The sequence below is a fragment of the Olegusella sp. genome, assembly GCF_057238325.1.
The window spans coordinates 46,235-65,246 of record NZ_DBHHGF010000002.1 but is presented as its reverse complement, the minus strand read 5'-3'; the positions used below and the strand labels follow the sequence as shown (position 1 = coordinate 65,246).

Here is a 19,012-nt window from a genome sequence, read left to right as displayed (position 1 = left end):
TACTTAGGGGAATAGTCCAAGACGGTGCAGTCCTCCCTCAGCACACTAAACACTGTCATCTGCTGACCGCCACCAGAGACCAATGCCAATATTTTCTTGCTCTCAGCTAAGATGAGAGCATTATGTGACAAGAGCGAGTTTCTCAAGAGGATTATTCATGAACACGCAACAGGACGTTGTAATTCGCACCTTTGATGTAGAGCATGACTTTGATGCGGCTTGGAATCTTATGAAATCTACCTGGTACCGTGACGTAGATCCAAAAATTGCCGCAGCCCTCTCGGGCAATGAAATCTGTTTTTATCTCGTGAGAGCAACATTCGCGGTGAGCGCGTGGCGTGATGAAGATCTGCTCGGCTTTACTTTTGCCCGCCATGGCCTGCCAAGCGCTGCCCAACAGGCAAATTGGAATAGGGCACGAACGCTTGTAAATCAGCAATACGGTGAAGTGTTAGCAAGCATTCCCGCAGATGAAGGCTACCAAAGTGAGATTGATGCCTATCGTCAGATGCTCACTCAAACGCAACTCAAAGAGGACGACAGCGTGCTCTTGCTTGCAGTCAATCCTGCGGCACGTGGACTTGGTCTTGGAAAGAAGCTCTTTACTGGAGCGCTTGACTACTTACGCGCGGCGGGGGCAAAGAGTGCTCATCTTGTCACAGACACCGATTGCGACTGGAGCTTCTACGACCATTTAGGACTTACGCGCTTGGCTGAGCGACATAATGACTCACCTACAGCCTTGCAATCAGACGGGTATTTCTTGTATGGCTACAACTTTGAAGATGACGGTCGCTAGTTTTGAGTAGTGCGCATCTCTGCCATCCCCGTCGCTTTCGCTGTATCTACATTCGCTGTAGCTATAAAACCCGCACGGAACAAAAAAGGCCCCGCCGCGGGGGAGGCGACGGGGCGTGGAGAGGTACTAGACCGCGAGCTTATGCGTGAATGCGAGTACCGGAAAGACCAGCCATGGCCTCAGCTGCCTTCTCGAGGGAGCCGATGATGCAGACGCGACCAGGACGGCTCTCTGCAAACTTAATGCCAGCCTTGACCTTGGGCTCCATGGAGCCCTTACCAAACTGACCCTCCTCGACGTACTTCTTGGCCTCTTCAACCGTAATATCGGTAAGATCCTTCTGATCAGGCTTGCCAAAGTTAATGGCAACATGATCAACGGCGGTCAACAACACGAGGACATCAGCAGAGCAGTCCTCACCGAGGAGCTCGCCGCCCATATCCTTGTCAATAACAGCAGCCTGACCCTTGTAGGCACCCTTGTCGCTGTAGTCGCGGACAACAGGGATGCCACCGCCACCGCAGGCGATGACAATGAAGCCGTTGTCAAGCAGGTTCAAGATGCTCTCGTACTCAACAATCTTCTTGGGCTCAGGAGATGCGACAACACGGCGATAACCGCGACCAGAGTCCTCAACAAAAACCATCTCGGGGTGAGCTGCCTTCTCGGCCTCTGCCTGCTCTTTGGTAAGGAAAGCGCCAATGGGCTTGGTGGGGTTCTGGAATGCGGGGTCGTCGGGATCAACCTCGATCTGGGTCACAACAGAAGCGACGTGCCAACGCTTGTAAGCCTTGTGCATGGAAGCACCAATGGCCTGCTGCAGGTGGTATCCGATGTAGCCCTGAGACATAGCACCGCACTCAGGAAGGTCCATGGTTGGGATCTTGGGGTCAGTCTGATTTGCAAAGGTGAATGCCTTCTGAATCATGCCAACCTGAGGACCATTGCCATGAGTAATGATGATCTCATTGCCTTGCTCAATAACCTTGAGCAAGGTGGGAGCTGCCTCGCGGACGCGACGAATCTGCTCTTCGGGGGTATCGCCAAGAGCGTTGCCACCAAGGGCGATAACAACGCGGTTGGGCTTGCCGTACTTCTCGCTCATGTTCTCTCCTTCTAGCGCGTGTAGACAACAGCAATAATTGCTGCAGACCTTAACAGACTGCGCAATCGTAGCGCGCAATCCATAAAGATATGTGGCGATAATATCGCATTCCCTAAACGGTATATTTTGCAATCTTAATGGTAGTTGGGTATATGACTGAATTATTGAATGGATATATATGGATAATCATACATTTTAATAAATGTTACAGAAATATTTCGTGCACCTATACACGAGTCTATGCAAAAATGTTTTGTTCAATAAAATTAAGGTGCAAAAATGACTTGTTTTTCTTCTCTTCAAAACCTCAAATTTGCCCCCACAGCGGGAAATGCACATGCCGTTGGCGCAACAGCGACTATGACACCCAAACTCGTCGGAAGGTTTGCGCCAACGCCTTCAGGACGCATGCATTTAGGCAATGTGTTTTCTGCCTTACTTGGATGGCTTGCCGTGCGTAGCGCTGGCGGCAAAATGGTATTGCGCATTGAGGATCTCGATCCTCGTGCACAACATCCTGGGCTCGCAAGGCTGTTAATGGATGATTTGCAATGGCTAGGTCTAGACTGGGATGAAGGTCCTGTTTATCAAAGTGAACGCAAGCAGATTTATGAAAACGCCCTTGAGTTACTCAAAAATCGCAAGATAGTCTATCCCTGCTTTTGCAGTCGAGCAGAACTACATGCTGCAAAAGCGCCTCATGCTTCTGATGGCAGCTATATCTATCGGGGAACCTGCCGCAATCTTTCCCCTGCTGAAATTGCAGAAAAATCTCGCTTCAGGAGTCCTGCGTATCGCCTACGCGTACCTGAGTTAGGTGAGCCAAAAGAACTAGTCGGCTTTGATGATCTAATTTGGGGCCATCAAGAGGAACATCTTGCCCAAGACTGTGGCGATTTTCTTATCCGGCGCAGTGATGGAGTTTTTGCCTACCAGCTGGCAGTTGTTGTAGATGATGGGGCTGCAGGAGTGAATTTGGTTGTACGTGGTCGAGATTTGCTTGGCTCGGTGGCGCGGCAAACGTATCTTGCGGAGCTTTTGGAGCTATCGATCCCTCGTTATGCACATGTTCCCTTGTTAATTGCCCCCGATGGACGGCGCCTTTCAAAACGTGAACGAGATTTGGATTTGGGTGTTTTGCGGGCAAAAGGAGTGAGCCCTGCTCGCCTGATAGGCGGGTTGGCGGCGCTCGTTGGCCTTGTATCACCGGGAACTGAGGCTCTACCTGCGGATCTATGTCAATATTTTGATTGGCATACGCTTCGAGAACACCGTAAAGATATCGTTATAAATGATGAAGTCCTGCAGAGCTTGGGCATTTATCGATAATTTGCGTATTGTCACACTATGCAAAAGCCAAAAATGCGGTAACATGCTCTAGCACATGGAGAGCTGGCCGAGTGGCTGAAGGCGCACGCCTGCTAAGCGTGTATAGGGCTTAACCCTATCTGGGGTTCAAATCCCCAGCTCTCCGCCAGAACATTACAGGCTCCTATCAGTGTTTCCGCTGGTAGGAGCCTTGTTTTATGTAATTCATATGTGTAGGAATTGTGTACAATCCGCATACGTTTGGCAGATAAATGTCAGATGAAAAAGACGCCTTCCAGCACATGTAAGCTGCGCTATTTGGAACACAGGTGGGATACCAACCGCAAATACAAACCGCAAATGGTTCATGTTTCGGAGTGAGTAAGCACAAAAGGCCAGGTCAGATTTTCCAAAAACTCGAAAGATGAACCATCTTTCAAAACGTGCCCATTTTGCTACGCGAGCACGATGCATGTTGTCCACATAACAAAACAGGCACCCGAAGGTGCCTGTAACATTCACTGGTGCGGCGTACAGGATTCGAACCTGTGACGTTCTGATTCGTAGTCAGACCCTCTATCCAGCTGAGGTAACGCCGCGTGCAAGAAGTACTATGACATCCCATCCAAATGATGTCAAGAAAAACTTGAAATCAATCCCGCTCGTAACATATTGGAAAAGATTGCCACTCAATCCTCAAAGCCCAGCCTAGAAAAACTCACGCCATAAATTACGCCTCACAAAAAGGCCGATAAAGATGGCCATCGTGAGCAAATGCCACATAAACATAGGGGATCTCCGCCACGTCGAGACGATCCTGCACTTCGGAGAGCCACTCAATAGCCCCTGACTCGCAAGCAAAAAAGAGGCTGGTTAAAAAATTCTGCTCTTCAAATTCTGTACACACTTCCTGATGGGAGCTTTTCAAAATAAGTTTTTGTGTATGAGAAGGATCGCCAAAAAGCGCCTGCGTATCCGGACCCCAGGAAGTTTCATATATTTCTAGCCAGTCTTCGGTTTGCGTATAGCCAAGCTCGCGATACTCATCACCACCCATATCGGTCTTATGAATACATTGACTCTTTTCCCTTAACATGGCGCCCTCCTTAATTGAAATATAGAACAACTGTACCATATAGCACTAATAAATAGTACATATGTTCTGTATTTCAACTACTTTTTTGCGAACGACAAAAGAGGGGCTGCCAACGCAACCCCTCCTTGTTTCACATGCTTAGGTAGATATCTCTGCTACAAACTAGCGACCTTCAGCGCGACGATCACGATATTCTTGAGCCAAACGCTCTTGGACATCATGGGGCACCTGCTCATAACTGGTAATTTCCATCTCAAACTCACCAGTACCGCGAGACAGTGAACGCAGACGCGTCGCATAGTCAGTAACCTCGGCATATGGCACCGTAGCCTCCACGATGGTGGAACCCAACTGATTGCCAGAGCCCGCCTCCATGCCTTCAACGCGGCCACGACTAGCCGATACATCGCCCATGATAGAGCCGGCGTAACTCTCGGGTACTGTAATTGTCAGATGCGCCATAGGTTCGAGAATGACAGGTTCAGCCTGCTCAATAGCCTTTTGGAAACCAATTCGTGCAGCGGTCTTGAAGGCCATCTCATTAGAGTCGACGGGGTGATATGAACCATCGTACACGGCGACCTTAACATCAATCATCGGATAACCTGCAAGAACACCGTCGCGCATGGTCTCCTGAACACCCTTGTCGATGGCAGGAATAAAGCCACGCGGAATATGCCCGCCAACAACCTCATCAACAAACTCATAGCCGGCACCAGGATTGGGCTCAACGCGCAACCAGCAGTCGCCAAACTGACCTGCACCACCGGTCTGCTTCTTATGACGACCCTGAGCAGAAGCAACACGACGAATAGTCTCGCGATATGGAATGCGCAGTTTGACTGTATGAGCCGTAACACCTGCACGGTCTTCAAGACGATCAAGCAGCACGCTGACCTGCGCCTCACCTATAGCAGAGATAACGGTTTGACCGGTCTCCTCATCACGGTCAACGCGCAATGTGGGATCCGCATCAGCGCTCTTTTCAAGGAAGGCAAAGAGCTTACCCTCGTTGCCGCGGGCATCAGGCTCAATAGCAATGCGATACAGCGAGTTGGGGAAGCGGAACGATGCAGCTTCAACTTTGCCTGTTGCAGAAAGAGTATCGCCGGTCATGGCGTCTAGCTTGGGAACAACACAGATGTCGCCCGCAGCCACAGACTTGACGTCGGTCGTCTCCTTGCCGGTCATGAGATAAAGGTGGCCTAGGCGCTCACTCTTGCGCGTACGAGCGTTGTTAAGCTCGAGACCTGGCGTAAGTGTGCCGGCCAACACTTTGAGGAAAGAAAGACGACCATTTTGTGGATCGTTGAGACTCTTAAACACAAAAGCAACAGGGCGGTCGTCATCAGGTGAAATGTCAAGTTCCTCACCATTAACGAGAGGCACACGACCAAAGTCAGCCATTGCAGGGAACCAGCTGGTGGCAGCATTCATAAAGGAAATGACACCCTCTTCGCGGACACAAGAGCCCGCAAATACGGGAACAAATACACGCTCACGCAATGCTTTATCAAGCAAACCCTCAATTTCCTCAATGGTGATGGGTTCACCCTCGAGGTACTTCATCATAAGTTCGTCATCAGCCTCGACAACCAGCTCTGCCAAGGTTTCATGAGCCTTCTGGGCCTCTTCGAGGTACTCGGCTGGAATCTCGCTTGTAACAGGCTTGCCATTCTCAAGATGACGCGCTTCCATGCGAATAACGTCAATAATGCCCGCAAAATCGTTGCCAGTACCCATGGGAATGGTTACCGCAGCGAGGTTATTGCCAAAATGCTCACGGAGCTCTTCAAGAGCGGTGTCAAAATCGGTTTCTGCTCGATCCAATCGATTAACAAATAACGCGCGGGCAAGACTCAACTCTTCAGCAGCAAACCATAGACGAGTAGTAATTGCACCAGCACCAGAGGCTGCGTCCACTACAAACGCAGCGGTTTCGCAAGCACTCATCGCCGTATATGCATCACCAACAAAGTCGGGATAGCAAGGGGCATCGAGGACATTGATCCGCATGCCATTCCACTCGACCGGGGCAATCGTCGTGGAAATCGAAAAACCACGCGAACCTTCTTCGGTGTCGTAATCTAGCGTGGGTTTGGTACCAGCATGTCCGCCTAGACGGCTCGTCTTGCCCGTCAAGTGAAGCATGGCCTCGGCCAGCATGGTCTTTCCCACGCCGCCTTGGCCCACAAGGACCACATTCCTGACCTTTCCTGAATCTGTGCCCATGGTTCCTCCTTCTATTGAAGTGGTGGCGAAGAAAGGGCGCAAAAGCGCCATTGGGCACACAATAGCCTACTCGCGGAGTTGTATAAACAACTCCTCGGGCAAGTGCTGCAGCAACGCGGCAGACGTAAGTTTTTTTATCTTTTTTGCAAAGAAAGCGAGAATTCTGTCATAACGCACGCACACCATCTAGCTAAGAGAGCAACTCAGAAAGATCGTCGCCTGTCGAATCATCTTCTATGGAAGATGCACTGTTTAACCCAGCCAGTTCTTGACAAGCAAAGCGCAGTTCTTTTACGTATCTACGACTCACAGGCAAGCAAATCCCACCTTCTAAAGTCACGCTTTGCTTGTCAATCTTTTCTACAAAATCGCAGTTGATGAGATAGTTTCGATGACAGCGCACAAAGTTATATTCAGCCAGATCACACTGAATTTGTCTGAGCGAACTGGCATACCTAGTTGCGTGCAGTTCAGGTCCCCAATGGCAGGTCACATGATGACTTTCGACCGAGAAGTAGCGAATCTCCTGAATAGCAAGAATAAAGCTCTCTGCGCCCGAGCGCATATGTAGGAATTCACGCTGAAGCTGCAATTTTACCTGCGCCGCAGCGCGTAAACACATCCCCAAGCGTACGGGATATTTTGGATCAAGCTTGTACAGAAAAGCAGATGCACCAGCCAAATAAGCTGGATACTCTTCCTCAGCGTCGCATGAACTGACAACAATAAACCCTTGATAACCTAAACGGCGCAGATCTTGGCTTATCTTAATGCCTCCACCTAACGGCAAATTGGTATCCAAAAAGAGAATGTCTGCTGGTCCTCGTTTAAATACCGATTGATATAGAGCCTCAGAACCGCTCACCACGAAAACACGCGCACCTAGCATCTGCTCTGCAGAAATTGCGCGCAACAGTTCTACCGTTCGCCTGCGCATTACGCTGTCTTTGTCAGCTACAAGCGCACGCACCTTATTACCTTTCTCTCTAAAGCCAAAATCTAAAGCTGTAGAAAATCGCGGGTTATAAGCGTGCCAAAATCTCCAGCGATAGATATCAAGGTGTCATGGGCACATCGACTCAGGCAAAGTTTGCACTTGGAAATGTCTTGAGCCGCTCCAAGGCTGCCCGATAACGACGACCCACGGGTAGCTGCTCGCCACTCAACAATGTCAGCTCATGCTGATGCGCATCCGCAACATAGGCTGTATTGACCACATAACCGCGGTGGCAGCGCACAAAGCCTAAATTTGCAAACTGCTCTTGAACATTATCGAGTGTCGAACGGTATTCTAGGCTCTCAACCACATGCCCCCAGTGACCACAAATTGTGTGACGGTCAACCGAGAAATATCTCACCTGAGATAGCGGTACTTGATGAGTGCCTTCGCTCCCCTTCAGCCGAATACTGCGTCCTTGCAAATCTTCAAGCATATATGCTCGTGTAGTATGCACTGCTTTGCCAAGGCGCTCTGCAAAATCGTTGCTTCCTTTAACCAGATAATTGGTAGCTCCAGCATCCAGTGCATCAAAAACCGAATTGGTGTCTGAAGCAGTAACAAATATTGGTCCACGATAGCCTTTTTGACGCAGACTTTCTGTTAATTTAATTCCACTCTCATCTGGCAAATCTCTATCAATTAACACCAAGTCTGGTGGCATCAATGAATCGCAGGTGATCTGTAACAGTGCCGTCGTGCTTGGCATTACCCTCGCTAAAATACCTGAGTTGCTCGCGCGCCCCATCTCTGCCAACAGATCTACAATCTGAGCGCACTCATCTCTATGTGGATCGCAGACCGCAACAACCACCGTGGCCTCCGTCCCGTGAGCACGCCGCGCAAGAACGCAAAGCAGGTCTCAAGACAGGTAATGCGCGACTCAACGAATAAAAATCCCTTTATATGCTTTATGGTCGCGAGAAATTATCTATATGTGTTTATCAATGTCACCAACAGCATATTTTTGTCCCCAATGACACGCTGTGCAGCAATATTGCCTGACGTCGGTTTGCATGCGGTACTATGACATGTCTCGCGAATGGAGACGCGTTTTTGGGGACCATGCGCTTCCGCTCATTCGTGATGACTAGCAACTTTTTTTCTGAGGTACGTATTGAGCTCAATTACTGCGGGCACGTGCTCTACACTGGTGGCATGGGATACAAGACATACACCTGTCCAATAGCTCGCTCATGCGGAGGCTGCGAATGGCTCGCGGTCCCCTATCCTGTACAACTGCGCCGCAAGCAGGAGTGGATTGAACAGCTTTTCGCCGACTTTACCAAGCAGGACGAGACTAAAATTCTACCTATTGTCGGCATACGTGGAGAACCTCTTGCCTACAGACATAAAGCAGCAACCCCTTTTGCGCCAGCAGCCAAAGGACGCATCCGCTCGGGATTTTATGCAGCGGGAACCCACCACGTTGTTGCTTGCAATGCCTGTCTAGTCGAAGAACCTCATGCGCGGCATATTCTGCAAGAAGTTGCCCGTGTGGCAACACGTCTGCGTATTCCTGCCTACAACGAAGATACGGGGCGGGGAGTCCTCCGCCATGCCATTGTTCGCATGGGCTGGAAGAGCAATGACGCACTGCTTACCGTGGTAACGAATGGACGAGAAGTGCGTGGACTCGGTCGTTTTGCCAACGAATTAAAACGTCTTTACCCCGAAGTCAGCTCTTGCGTTCAAAATGTCAACACACGCCACACCAACGCAATGCTTGGCCGAGAAAATCACGTGCTGTGGGGCAGTGGTGTTATGTATGACGAGCTGCTCGACTGTCACTTTGAAATTGGTCCTACGAGCTTTTACCAAACTAATCCTGCACAGACCGAAGTTTTGTATCAATTAGCGATTGATGCGGCACAACTTGACGAGGGAGCGTATGTACTCGATGCCTATTGTGGCACAGGCACTATTGGCATCTGCGCCGCAGCTCAAGCGCGCAAGTATAACGTAGATATTAAAATCACTGGCGTGGAAGCGGTGCGTGAGGCAGTCAGCTGCGCCAAACGCAATGCTGAGGCCAACCATCTAGGAAACAACTGCCGCTTTTATGCAGCAGATGCAACGGCTTGGCTCACTGCACGCAAGCCTCAACAGAATGATTTTGATGTCGCCTTGCTAGATCCACCACGCGCGGGATCTACTTTGGAGTTTCTAACCGCGCTCGCCCAAGCACAGCCTAAGCGTATCGTCTACATTTCCTGCAATCCCGAGACACAGGTGCGAGACCTGCTTATACTTCGTGATCTTGGATATCATCTCGATCGACTAACTGCTGTTGATATGTTTCCCCACACCAAACACGTCGAGACGGTTAGTTTGATGTCTAGGAAAGATAAATAAGGGCCAAAAATTTACATCATGAGTCCGATCTACTGGGGAACCTATGCTCCGGAGCTTGAAACGGCAATCAAAAGGCTGGACTCTTCCGGGAAAACGGTGCGCGTCATCAGTACGCATGAAGGCTCCGGACTGGCCAGCATGGTGCGAGATGTTAAGAAGAACTGCAAGGGAGCCATCATGAATGAGAACGGGCTCGCCATCAGGGTTCTCAGGTGAAGAACTCAAAAGCGACGATTGAGAAGTAGCTGTGAGAAAGAGGAAGGTAAAGAATTCATAGAAAGGAGACCGGTTCATGAAAGTGTTTTATTTTTCTGCAACGGGAAATTGCCTTGCAGTGGCAAAGAACATCGGAGGTGAGGCGATCTCAGTTCCGCAGGCAATTCATGAGGAAAAATCCAATTACAAGGATGATGCGATAGGATTTGTTTTCCCTGTGTTTGACGGTACCTACCCGCGTATTATGAAAGAGCTTTTGGATAAAAAGAAATTTGAAGCAGATTATTATTTTGCAGTGGCTACTTATGGCTTCTTTCCCGGAAACAGTTTGTACGCATTCCAAAAACTCGCTTCAGAACACGGAATCAAGCTGGACTATTCTGCAGAACTGCTGATGGTGGACAACTATCTTCCGCTCTTTGACGTTGAGAAGGAAATTGCAAAACTCCCGTCGAAAAAGGTGGAAGAGAACCTGCTCCGAATTGCATCAGATATTGCTGCCCGCAAGCATGAGCTGACGAAGAACACGATGATTAAGAGCATCGGTGCATTCTTTGAAAAGCCTATGCTCAAAAAGACGAACAGCGGACAAGCAGCTCGTGACTTTACAGTAAACAATAATTGTATCAAGTGTGGCACCTGTGCCAAGGTATGTCCTGCCGGGAATATTGACATTCAGGGCAGGATGGCTTTCGATAATCGGTGTTACAGCTGCTTTGCCTGTATCCATGCTTGCCCGAAGACTGCCATTCACATCAAGGGTGAGAAGAGCGACAAGCGTTGGAGAAATCCCGATGTGAAGCTGAAAGAGTTGATCGACGCGAATAAGCAAGAGGATAGATAAACCGTGTTCCCGGAGACGACGAAGTAGGTTTATGAATTGGGTGTTAAGGTCTATCAGTAAGATGAAGGTTAAACCTTTTAAGGTTTCCTACACAATTTAAGGATTGCACACTTTTTAAGGATAGCCTGTTAGAGGTTTCGGAAAGGATGCGCGGCCGGAATGAGTACAGCGACAGCAAGAGCATATCAGCTGTATTTCACAGGCCGGTTTGTGCCTTTTGAAATGCGCAAAGCCCGCAGAATAAGGCTTTCTACGGACATCGGACTACATATTCGGGAAAAGTGCATTGTATCAAAGATAGAGTCTTGTTAGACGACGCATGCGGAAGCGGTGGATTTCATGCGTGTTCAAATTAAGAAATAGCGAAGTGAGTTCACATGGACAAAGATCCATTTAAGGAATATATCAAGGAGTCCGAACCGGATAAGCGGGACAAAGGCTATGCTTGGCATACGGCCATTGGTCTGCAGGCGGTTGACGGGCTTAAGACTTCAGAATATCTGGTGCAGACGGCCGTCCGAAATATTGAGGGCGAGATAACTTTTGAAGAAGCGAATGAACTCCTTCAGTCCTATTATAAGGAAAATCCTGCCCGTGATGCATCTGACCGCACTGAAGAGGCGGACAAGGTTTCCGCAAGGATAGCAGCGTTTCTCTCTGAACAGGCTTTCAGTTTTACGCCGAACGAGTATCTTTCCATCCATAGAAAGCTGTTTACTGGGATTTATTCTCACGCAGGCCGGATTCGGGATTATAACATCACGAAAAAGGAATGGGTGCTGGATGGTGCGACCGTGCTCTACGGCAGCGCAACAGAGCTCCAGGCAACATTGGATTATGATTTTTCCGAAGAGAAGAAATTCTCTTATAAGAATCTGTCGATGGACGAGATCATACATCATCTTGCTTTTTTCGTTTCCAGACTGTGGCAGATCCACGTCTTCGGCGAGGGCAATACCAGAACGACAGCGGTATTTTTTATCAAGTATCTGCGTACGCTGGGATTTGATGTGACAAACGATATTTTTGCCGAGAACGCGTGGTATTTCCGTAATTCGCTGGTAAGGGCAAACTACAACGATCTGAAAAACGGAATCCATGAGACAACAGAATATCTTGAAACCTTCCTCCGTAATCTACTGCTGAATGAAAATCATCCGCTACATAACCGAACATTGCATATCAGCGGAGCGTTTACCGAGCCTGAAAAAGTGAACATTGAAGGAAAAAAAGCGAACATTGAAAAAGAAAAGGCGAACATTGAAGATGTGTTCACAGCAAAGACCGCTTCGCATATTCAGGTATTGAGAGAGAAACTTGGACAGAAGGCTGTGTTCGGCAGGTCAGATGTTCAGAGCATACTTGGATTGGGAGCTACGAGAAGTTCCGCATTACTTCGTGAAATGGCAGAACACCGGATCATCGAACCGGTCTCCGGGCATGGTAAAGGGAAGTATCGCTTCCGGCAGCAGGGTTGAGGCGATGGGATTTCAGACTTATTCCCGTCAAACGAAACCTTGAGGCGATGAGTGTTTTGACCGGATTGCATATATAAACGTTGGAAAAGTATCGTAAAGGGTTCATTTTTCTCAAATTCTCAAATTGATACCTGCCGAGTTATCAAATTGAGCGGGAAAAATGAACCCTTTTCATATGACGGATGAATCGGGTAAGTCGAGCAGGCTCGACAGACGTCGTGCCGCCAGCGTTGTGTCGCCACCACAGATGCATCTAGTTTGTAGCAACAACCTCCACCGTAAGATTAGAACGCACGCTGACACGACCTTCAGCAATCATCTGCAGCACATCGGGATAGAGCTCGTGCTCAATCTCGTGAATATGCTCCTCGAGTTCGTCGACACTCCAGCCCTCCTGCACCACAAGCGCGCGTTGAGCAATGATAGGACCGGCATCATAATCCTCATTGGCAAAATGCACGGTTACGCCCGTAACTTTTACCCCACGCTCATAGGCATCTTGAATTGCGTGTGCACCAGGAAAGCTGGGAAGCAGTGCTGGATGGAGGTTGATTACGCGATTGGGAAATGACGCCAAAATCGGTCCATGCACCATGCGCATGTAGCCTGCCATGACCACATACTCTGCCCCTACCTTTTTGAGACTAGAAGCAATCACCTCATCAGCAACAATGGGTTCAGCATAGATATCCTTGCTGAGAGTAAGCGTTTGGATACCAGCAGCCTCAGCACGCTTGAGACCCAATGCCGAGGGCCGAGAAGATACAACAAGCACAATCTCCGCATCGAGTGTACCCGCTGCGATGCGGTCAATAATTGCTTGCAGATTGGTACCAGAACCACTAATGAGAACACCAATTTTGATGGTCATCGGTAAGCAACCTTTCCCGTGCCAGCAATACATTCACCCATCACAAAAGGCTCAAAGCCTTCAGAAACCAATACCTCACACAGCTCATCCACATCATTGGGATCGCAAATGAGTGACATTCCTACACCCATATTGAACGTTTTGTATGCTTCATCGGGAGTAAGCCCTGCTTCATGCACTACATAATCAATAACGGGCGGAACGCTCCAAGCGGAACTTTCGCCCATCTCTTCCCAACTGCAACCGTAATCGGCCCCGCGATCAACTAATGCATCAATGTTGCTGGGCAATGCGCGATTGAGGTTTTCGGTAATGCCTCCGCCGGTAATATGAGCCATGGCATGTATGGGTGCACCTGCCTTAAGGATGCGTGTGAGAGGACCTGCATAAATGGTTGTGGGTTCCATCACAAGATCAGCTAAACTTTTGCCACCCAACTCATCAAGCGGTGTATTGAGTTCGTCAACCGTGTTGCCCTCAATAACCACCTTACGCACCAAAGAATAGCCATTTGAATGAATGCCGCTCGAAGGCAAACCGATGATAACATCGCCTTCTTTTACGCGGTCAGGACCAAGCATATTGGGGCGATCAACCACACCAACAACAAACCCAGCAAGATCGTAGTCATCAGGATTCATCACGCCAGGGTGCTCGGCCATCTCGCCGCCCACCAGCGCACAGCCTGCTAAGCGACAACCCTCAGCAATTCCACCTACAACCTCGGCCATCGCCTCAGCTGAAAGCTTGCCCACACTGACATAATCCAGGAAGAAGAGCGGCTCGGCACCAGCAACCACCACATCATCGGCGCACATTGCCACCAAATCCTGACCCACCGTATTATGCCGTCCCAGCAACTGCGCAATAGCAAGCTTAGTACCCACACCATCGGTGCCAGAAACCAGCACGGGATCCTGCATATCCTTAAAACCCGCCATCGAAAACAATGAGCCAAATCCGCCAAGCCCACCGATAACTTCGGGGCGCATAGTTGCCGCAACCGCAGGCTTGATTAGCTCGACTGCCCGCGCTCCCTCATCGACATCGACTCCGGCATCTGCATAGGTGATGTGCTTCTCATCGCTCATGTCGAGACCCTTCCGTTTGGAAAACGTGACCGCCTGCCTTATTTCGTTACACCTTATTTCGCTGTAGCAAGTGCTGCATCGATTTCTTCTACAGGAGCACACACCAACAAGCCACGGCCTTGCCCCTTTTCGTACTTGGAGTAATAGACACAGGTAGACAAAGTCATCACATGATCTACCTTGGAGACAATCTTGTCTGCATCAGCACGTCGCGTCAACGCTTTATCAAGACGCTTTGCCAAGAACTCATGCAGCTCATCAGCACTAGCAAAATTAATCGTGCGCGCATCCATATCCTCACGCGCAGTGTCATACATAAAGATAGGCTTCAAGCGATGTGCGCCTTGCTCGGTGACATACCAAATGGTGCCCATCTCATCAAACTTCTTTTGGTCATCAAGGGCAGCAATTTGCTCAAACATAGTACCGTTAAGCAGGTGATGGCCATAGATCATGGTTTGGTTGTCCACAAGACCTGGCTTAGCGTTTTCATAATCCATAAAGAGCTGGCCACCGACAGTCCAGGTGCCCTCGGCATTATTGTGTAAGTAATACTCGTTGTCAGAGTGCTGGTAGATGGGGTAATTGATGGTGGTATCAGGCACATAAAGCCAGCCTACAACCTCATCATTGACCTTCTTGAGAGCGGCCCAGTCTACCGTCACGGGACATTTTTCAGCTTCAGAACCTTGACTGGGCGTATCGTCAATCTTGACGTGCGAAGCCAGATCGCTATTTACCTTATCTTGTTGGTAGTAACCCCAACGTTGCACAGCAAACATGCTAGCCGCTACCAGCAGCAAAATAATACCCACCGCAAGCAATAGGGTTGAAAAAATACGCCTACCCTTAGATCCACGGTTTGGCTTTCGTGAATTTAAACCATTTGCAGCACCTGCATGAGAAGGCAGGGGACTTACCGCATGGTTGCTCAATGGCTCCTCCACTGGCGCAGCCGTACGCACTGTTTTGTTGTTGGCAGAAGCAGAGCTGCCCATATGACGCGCCACGCTATGCCTCCGCCATTGCCGTCTTGAATACCACTATCTTTTCACGCCATTCAGGCATAGCGGCACCTAGAATTTGCGTTGCATAGATAGCTGCATTTTTGGCACCGCCGATTGCCACGCAGGCCACAGGTACGCCGGTTGGCATCTGTACCATAGACAGCAAGGAGTCCATGCCGCCCAAATCAGAAGTTTTCATAGGTACGCCCACCACAGGCAGCGGCGTATACGCTGCAACAACACCACCAAGATGAGCTGCTTTACCAGCTGCTGCGATGATGACACGAATACCGCGATCAGCTGCAGTAGATGCCCATTCATGCACTTTTGCAGGGGTGCGATGCGCTGAAGCAATAATGAGCTCATAAGGCACCCCGAGCTCCTCAAGCTGCTGGGTGCAGCCCTCCATTACGGCCATATCAGATTTCGAACCCATAATGATGCCCACCAACGGCTTTTCCGTCTGAGTCATGTGAGTTGGTCTCCTTTCATGGTCATTTGCGCCTTACAGTATACTCATGACGCATGCACGCGCCTTATTCAAATGCAGCTCAAACAAAGAAAGGACTGCGCGAAAGTGCCTATAGCTGACACTCATACACATTTGCGCTATCCAGCAGCTCAAAATCAGGTCGAGCAAAACGATACGCCCGAGACCATGATCTTGCGCCGCTATCGCGTGATGGGCAGTTGTGGTACTGGTGGTTTTGGCACGGTTCTTGCCTGTTGGGATACTCGCCTGCAACGTCGCGTGGCCATCAAGCGGATGCGTTTGGCACCGCTCATCAATCAAACCGCTCAAATTCCTGGTGCCACAATTGCGCAAGCTGATGCCACCATAGAAGAAGCACTTTCTGAAGCTCGTACGGCCAGCCGCCTAGAACATCCAGGCATCGTCGCAGTACATGATTTTGCGGTTGAGAGTCAAATTGCCTATCTCGTTATGGAATACGTTGATGGTATGACTTTGTCCGAACTGCTCTCCCGCGTTGAGGGCGGCACACTCACCCACGATGAGGTGGCCTACCTTGCACGAGAGCTTGGTGCAGCGTTGGCGTTTGCACATCATGCGGGGGTACTCCACCTAGACATAAAACCATCCAATATCATGCTGACCCACGAGGGCAAAATTAAACTATGTGACTTTGGTATGGCTGCTCTTTCTTCTGCTACTGGTTTTGCGGATGCGCGCGGTGGAACCGTAGGTTACATGCCACCCGAGCAAATCGAGGGCGGTACCGTCGACGAACGAGCTGACATTTTTTCGATGGTAGTTGTCTTGGTGCAGGCACTTACGGGCAGCAATCCTTTTGCCGCAGATACTGCCGAACAATCCGCCCTTGCCATTCGCCGCGGTATTCGTCCTCGTCTCTCCAAAAAAGATCCTGCCCTTGCAGGGATTACCGAGCAGACCATTATTGCTTGTCTTGAAGCAGACCCCGCCATGCGTCCCACTAATGCCGATCAGGTAGCCGACGATATTGCCTTTGGTTTAGGTGATCCTGAGGAAGGCGCTGCATCTATCGCCTCTCTCACCTCTCAGGAAGATGGACTAGATGATGACGAGTGGGAAGGTGAACGTATTCCACTGGCGGTACGGTTTCCTTGGTTGGCGTCGGCAGTTGTGCGTGGACTCACGGCAATCGCAGGTGCAACGCTTGCCACCGAGCTTCTACCTCATGTCCCACTCACTCAAAGCGTTCCTATAGTGCCAGGAGCTTTGGCCGTAGCTGCTGCGATAGCATGCTGGACTCCGCTTGCAGGGCTGCTTATACCACTACTCTTTGCGCTTGCTCTTTTGCCTGCAGCCGACGGACCGTCTATTTTATTAGCCGTCGCAATCATTGCCTGTTTTGGCACGCTGTGGTTCAAGCAGATCCATACCAAGACAGCATCGCTTGCACTACTCATCGCTCCTGCTTTAGGCCAAAACGCTGCTGCTGCTGCAGTTGCAGGTTGTAACTCGGATGTCCCCATGGCAGCTATAAGTGCTGGTATGGCTTGGCTGCTCGCTCAGCTCAAACTCCTATTAATACCTGCAGGTTTTCAGCTCACAAAAGCTGCAACAAACCTACCATCACTCATTTCTATCCCCTCACTCATTCGCCTGGGCGGCTGCATGCTTGCAGCTTGCCTCGCAAGCATCATCGGACGTCCCGAAGCCTCTCGTACGCGCTTCGCAATTGGCCAGATTAGCTGCTGTGGCATAGTGTGCTTCACTCAGCTTGTAGCAGCTCGAATGGAGAATGGTGGCATATGGCCGGCCCCCACGTGGGAAACGGTAGGTGTTGCGGTACTCTTAACTATATTTGTGTCCCTTGTCAGTGCTTTGCAAGAGTCACGACATTTCGAGGACGAGGAGTCCAGATGAACGTCTTCAAGACTTTCGAGCAGCGTATGAATGATGTGTTTGGCGCTGCTCCTCAGGGCTTTACAGCCCCCATATCTCTTCGCAAGCTCGCCCGTCGCGCTGCCCGCGAGATGGAAGCAGAGACTTTTGTAGTCGACGGGGTCAATACTGCCCCCGCTCTCTATACCATTCTTGTATCTTCTGCAGATGATGCAACGATGCGTGCTTTGTATCCTCAGTTCACCGCTGAGCTGTCCGACTTGGTTGAACAAGAGGGCAAACGTCGCAACTATGTATTTGTTGGTAAGCCGCTGGCGCGCTTTATGGTTGACCCCTCTTTACGCAGTGGAAAGTTTGCCGTCTTTGCAGAAAATGTCGATGCGCGCACACTCAACCGTCTACGTATTGAGGAAGAAGCTTTCCTTTCGGGTGCTTCTACCTTGGGTGGCGCTGCTTCTGCAGCTGCACCAGCTGTCGAGATTCCTCGCAGCAGCAAGCGCCAAAAGCGCGCTGTCCTCAAACAGCCCGTAGAGGCTCCGATGGCTGTTCCCGAGCCTCAAGAGCAAGATAATGATGTCATTACACCGGCTCCCGCAGTTGAACCTGCTCCGACAGTAATACCCACTCCCGTTGCCGCTCCTGTACCTGTTGCTGTATCCGAGCCTGAACCCGCAGCAGAGCCTGCCTCACCGCTTGTCTCTCGTGTGCCTGGCATTGCCTCCGAGCATATGCGCGCTATTCCTGTGCCCGATCCTGTGGCAATCCCCGTATCAGGCTCCCCTTTGACTGATGACTCTATTGGCTTGGGTGTTATCCCTACAGACTATGTCGATAGCCAGTACGCCGATGCGCTAGCCCCTAGCCCTGCACCTACGGCTCAGCCTATTTCTATGCCTGTGACTCAAAGGCGTCCTCAGGCACAGCCTGCTCCCGTGGCAACACCTGCAGCTGCGCCCGTTTCTCAACCTGAAGTTAACTACACATGCACTCTGATTGACCATCAATCGGGACGTAGCTATATTGCCTCTGCTCCCAGCGCCATCATTGGCCGTGAGCGTAGTGAGGGTGCTGTGGTTTTGCGTGACCCCAATGTTTCTCGCCGCCATGCCCAGATTTCCTGGGATGGTCGCGGCTGGCGTATTAAAGATTTGCACTCTACCAACGGCACGCTGGTAAACGATGTAGACATCACAGAATGCGCTCTGCACGACGGTGATCTTATTACCGTTGGCTTGATGAATCTCGAGTTCCGGGAGAACTAAA

General features: G+C 50.1%; 17 protein-coding genes and 2 tRNA genes. 9 read left to right on the top strand and 10 right to left on the bottom strand.

Annotated elements, in window-relative coordinates; genetic code table 11:
* Positions 1-157 precede the first annotated feature (157 nt).
* Positions 158-799 carry a GNAT family N-acetyltransferase gene (locus ACO5JD_RS02975; protein ID WP_484987455.1) on the top strand — a complete coding sequence of 214 codons (642 nt, stop codon included), beginning with the start codon at positions 158-160 and terminating at the stop codon, positions 797-799.
* A 139-nt stretch (positions 800-938) separates the two neighbouring features.
* On the opposite strand, the gene arcC is transcribed toward ACO5JD_RS02975, so the two are convergent.
* The gene (gene arcC / locus ACO5JD_RS02970) at positions 939-1,904 is read right to left on the bottom strand and encodes a carbamate kinase (RefSeq protein ID WP_021625293.1); all 966 of its coding nucleotides are present in this window, start codon (positions 1,902-1,904) and stop codon (positions 939-941) included.
* Positions 1,905-2,183: 279 nt separating this feature from the next.
* On the opposite strand from arcC, the gene gluQRS reads away from it, so the two are divergent.
* Both gluQRS and ACO5JD_RS02960 read left to right on the top strand, forming a co-directional pair.
* Complete coding sequence (gene gluQRS, locus ACO5JD_RS02965; RefSeq protein ID WP_484987453.1) at positions 2,184-3,233, top strand: tRNA glutamyl-Q(34) synthetase GluQRS; 1,050 nt, start codon at positions 2,184-2,186, stop codon at positions 3,231-3,233.
* A gap of 57 nt (positions 3,234-3,290) precedes the next feature.
* Positions 3,291-3,381: transfer RNA gene (locus tag ACO5JD_RS02960), tRNA-Ser, on the top strand.
* A gap of 353 nt (positions 3,382-3,734) precedes the next feature.
* Here ACO5JD_RS02960 and ACO5JD_RS02955 read toward each other — a convergent pair.
* The 5 genes from ACO5JD_RS02955 to ACO5JD_RS02935 form a co-directional block, all read right to left on the bottom strand.
* Positions 3,735-3,811 (bottom strand) — tRNA-Arg (locus tag ACO5JD_RS02955).
* A gap of 131 nt (positions 3,812-3,942) precedes the next feature.
* On the bottom strand, positions 3,943-4,269 hold the full coding sequence (locus ACO5JD_RS02950) for a metallophosphoesterase family protein (protein ID WP_484987451.1): 327 nt from the start codon (positions 4,267-4,269) through the stop codon (positions 3,943-3,945).
* 201 nt (positions 4,270-4,470) lie between these two features.
* Positions 4,471-6,540, bottom strand: a complete 2,070-nt coding sequence (gene fusA / locus ACO5JD_RS02945; RefSeq protein WP_035437935.1) for an elongation factor G — start codon at positions 6,538-6,540, stop codon at positions 4,471-4,473.
* A gap of 190 nt (positions 6,541-6,730) precedes the next feature.
* Positions 6,731-7,510 carry a LytR/AlgR family response regulator transcription factor gene (locus ACO5JD_RS02940; RefSeq protein WP_021625287.1) on the bottom strand — a complete coding sequence of 260 codons (780 nt, stop codon included), beginning with the start codon at positions 7,508-7,510 and terminating at the stop codon, positions 6,731-6,733.
* Positions 7,511-7,619: 109 nt separating this feature from the next.
* Positions 7,620-8,351 carry a LytR/AlgR family response regulator transcription factor gene (locus tag ACO5JD_RS02935; RefSeq protein ID WP_021625286.1) on the bottom strand — a complete coding sequence of 244 codons (732 nt, stop codon included), beginning with the start codon at positions 8,349-8,351 and terminating at the stop codon, positions 7,620-7,622.
* A 272-nt stretch (positions 8,352-8,623) separates the two neighbouring features.
* On the opposite strand from ACO5JD_RS02935, the gene rlmD reads away from it, so the two are divergent.
* The 4 genes from rlmD (at position 8,624) to ACO5JD_RS02915 (ending at position 12,430) form a co-directional block, all read left to right on the top strand.
* On the top strand, positions 8,624-9,892 hold the full coding sequence (gene rlmD, locus ACO5JD_RS02930) for a 23S rRNA (uracil(1939)-C(5))-methyltransferase RlmD (protein WP_484987449.1): 1,269 nt from the start codon (positions 8,624-8,626) through the stop codon (positions 9,890-9,892).
* Positions 9,893-9,910: 18 nt separating this feature from the next.
* Positions 9,911-10,108: an NADPH-dependent FMN reductase family protein gene (locus ACO5JD_RS02925; protein WP_021625284.1), complete on the top strand. Its 198-nt coding sequence runs from the start codon at positions 9,911-9,913 to the stop codon at positions 10,106-10,108.
* 76 nt (positions 10,109-10,184) lie between these two features.
* Positions 10,185-10,952, top strand: coding sequence for an EFR1 family ferrodoxin (locus ACO5JD_RS02920; RefSeq protein ID WP_021625283.1), 768 nt, complete (start codon positions 10,185-10,187; stop codon positions 10,950-10,952).
* A 377-nt stretch (positions 10,953-11,329) separates the two neighbouring features.
* Positions 11,330-12,430, top strand: a complete 1,101-nt coding sequence (locus ACO5JD_RS02915; RefSeq protein ID WP_021625282.1) for a Fic family protein — start codon at positions 11,330-11,332, stop codon at positions 12,428-12,430.
* Between the two features lie 253 nt (positions 12,431-12,683).
* Here the strand turns inward: ACO5JD_RS02915 and purN are convergent, their stop codons facing one another.
* Genes purN through purE form a run of 4 tightly spaced genes read right to left on the bottom strand, consistent with a single transcriptional unit; the run spans position 12,684 to position 15,871 of the window.
* Positions 12,684-13,301 (bottom strand): phosphoribosylglycinamide formyltransferase, encoded by a 618-nt coding sequence (gene purN / locus ACO5JD_RS02910; protein ID WP_021625281.1) that lies wholly within the window; start codon positions 13,299-13,301, stop codon positions 12,684-12,686.
* Entirely contained in the window at positions 13,298-14,392 is a 1,095-nt protein-coding gene (purM, locus tag ACO5JD_RS02905) for a phosphoribosylformylglycinamidine cyclo-ligase (RefSeq protein ID WP_021625280.1), read from the bottom strand. Before purM ends, purN begins: the two co-directional genes overlap by 4 nt.
* A gap of 53 nt (positions 14,393-14,445) precedes the next feature.
* The gene (locus tag ACO5JD_RS02900) at positions 14,446-15,402 is read right to left on the bottom strand and encodes a class B sortase (protein ID WP_051317746.1); all 957 of its coding nucleotides are present in this window, start codon (positions 15,400-15,402) and stop codon (positions 14,446-14,448) included.
* Position 15,403: 1 nt separating this feature from the next.
* Positions 15,404-15,871, bottom strand: a complete 468-nt coding sequence (purE, locus tag ACO5JD_RS02895) for a 5-(carboxyamino)imidazole ribonucleotide mutase (protein WP_021625278.1) — start codon at positions 15,869-15,871, stop codon at positions 15,404-15,406.
* A gap of 105 nt (positions 15,872-15,976) precedes the next feature.
* On the opposite strand from purE, the gene ACO5JD_RS02890 reads away from it, so the two are divergent.
* Positions 15,977-17,770 carry a serine/threonine-protein kinase gene (locus ACO5JD_RS02890; RefSeq protein ID WP_051317745.1) on the top strand — a complete coding sequence of 598 codons (1,794 nt, stop codon included), beginning with the start codon at positions 15,977-15,979 and terminating at the stop codon, positions 17,768-17,770.
* Positions 17,767-19,011 carry an FHA domain-containing protein gene (locus ACO5JD_RS02885; protein WP_484987447.1) on the top strand — a complete coding sequence of 415 codons (1,245 nt, stop codon included), beginning with the start codon at positions 17,767-17,769 and terminating at the stop codon, positions 19,009-19,011. The genes ACO5JD_RS02890 and ACO5JD_RS02885 overlap by 4 nt, the downstream gene beginning before the upstream one ends.
* Position 19,012 lies beyond the last annotated feature (1 nt).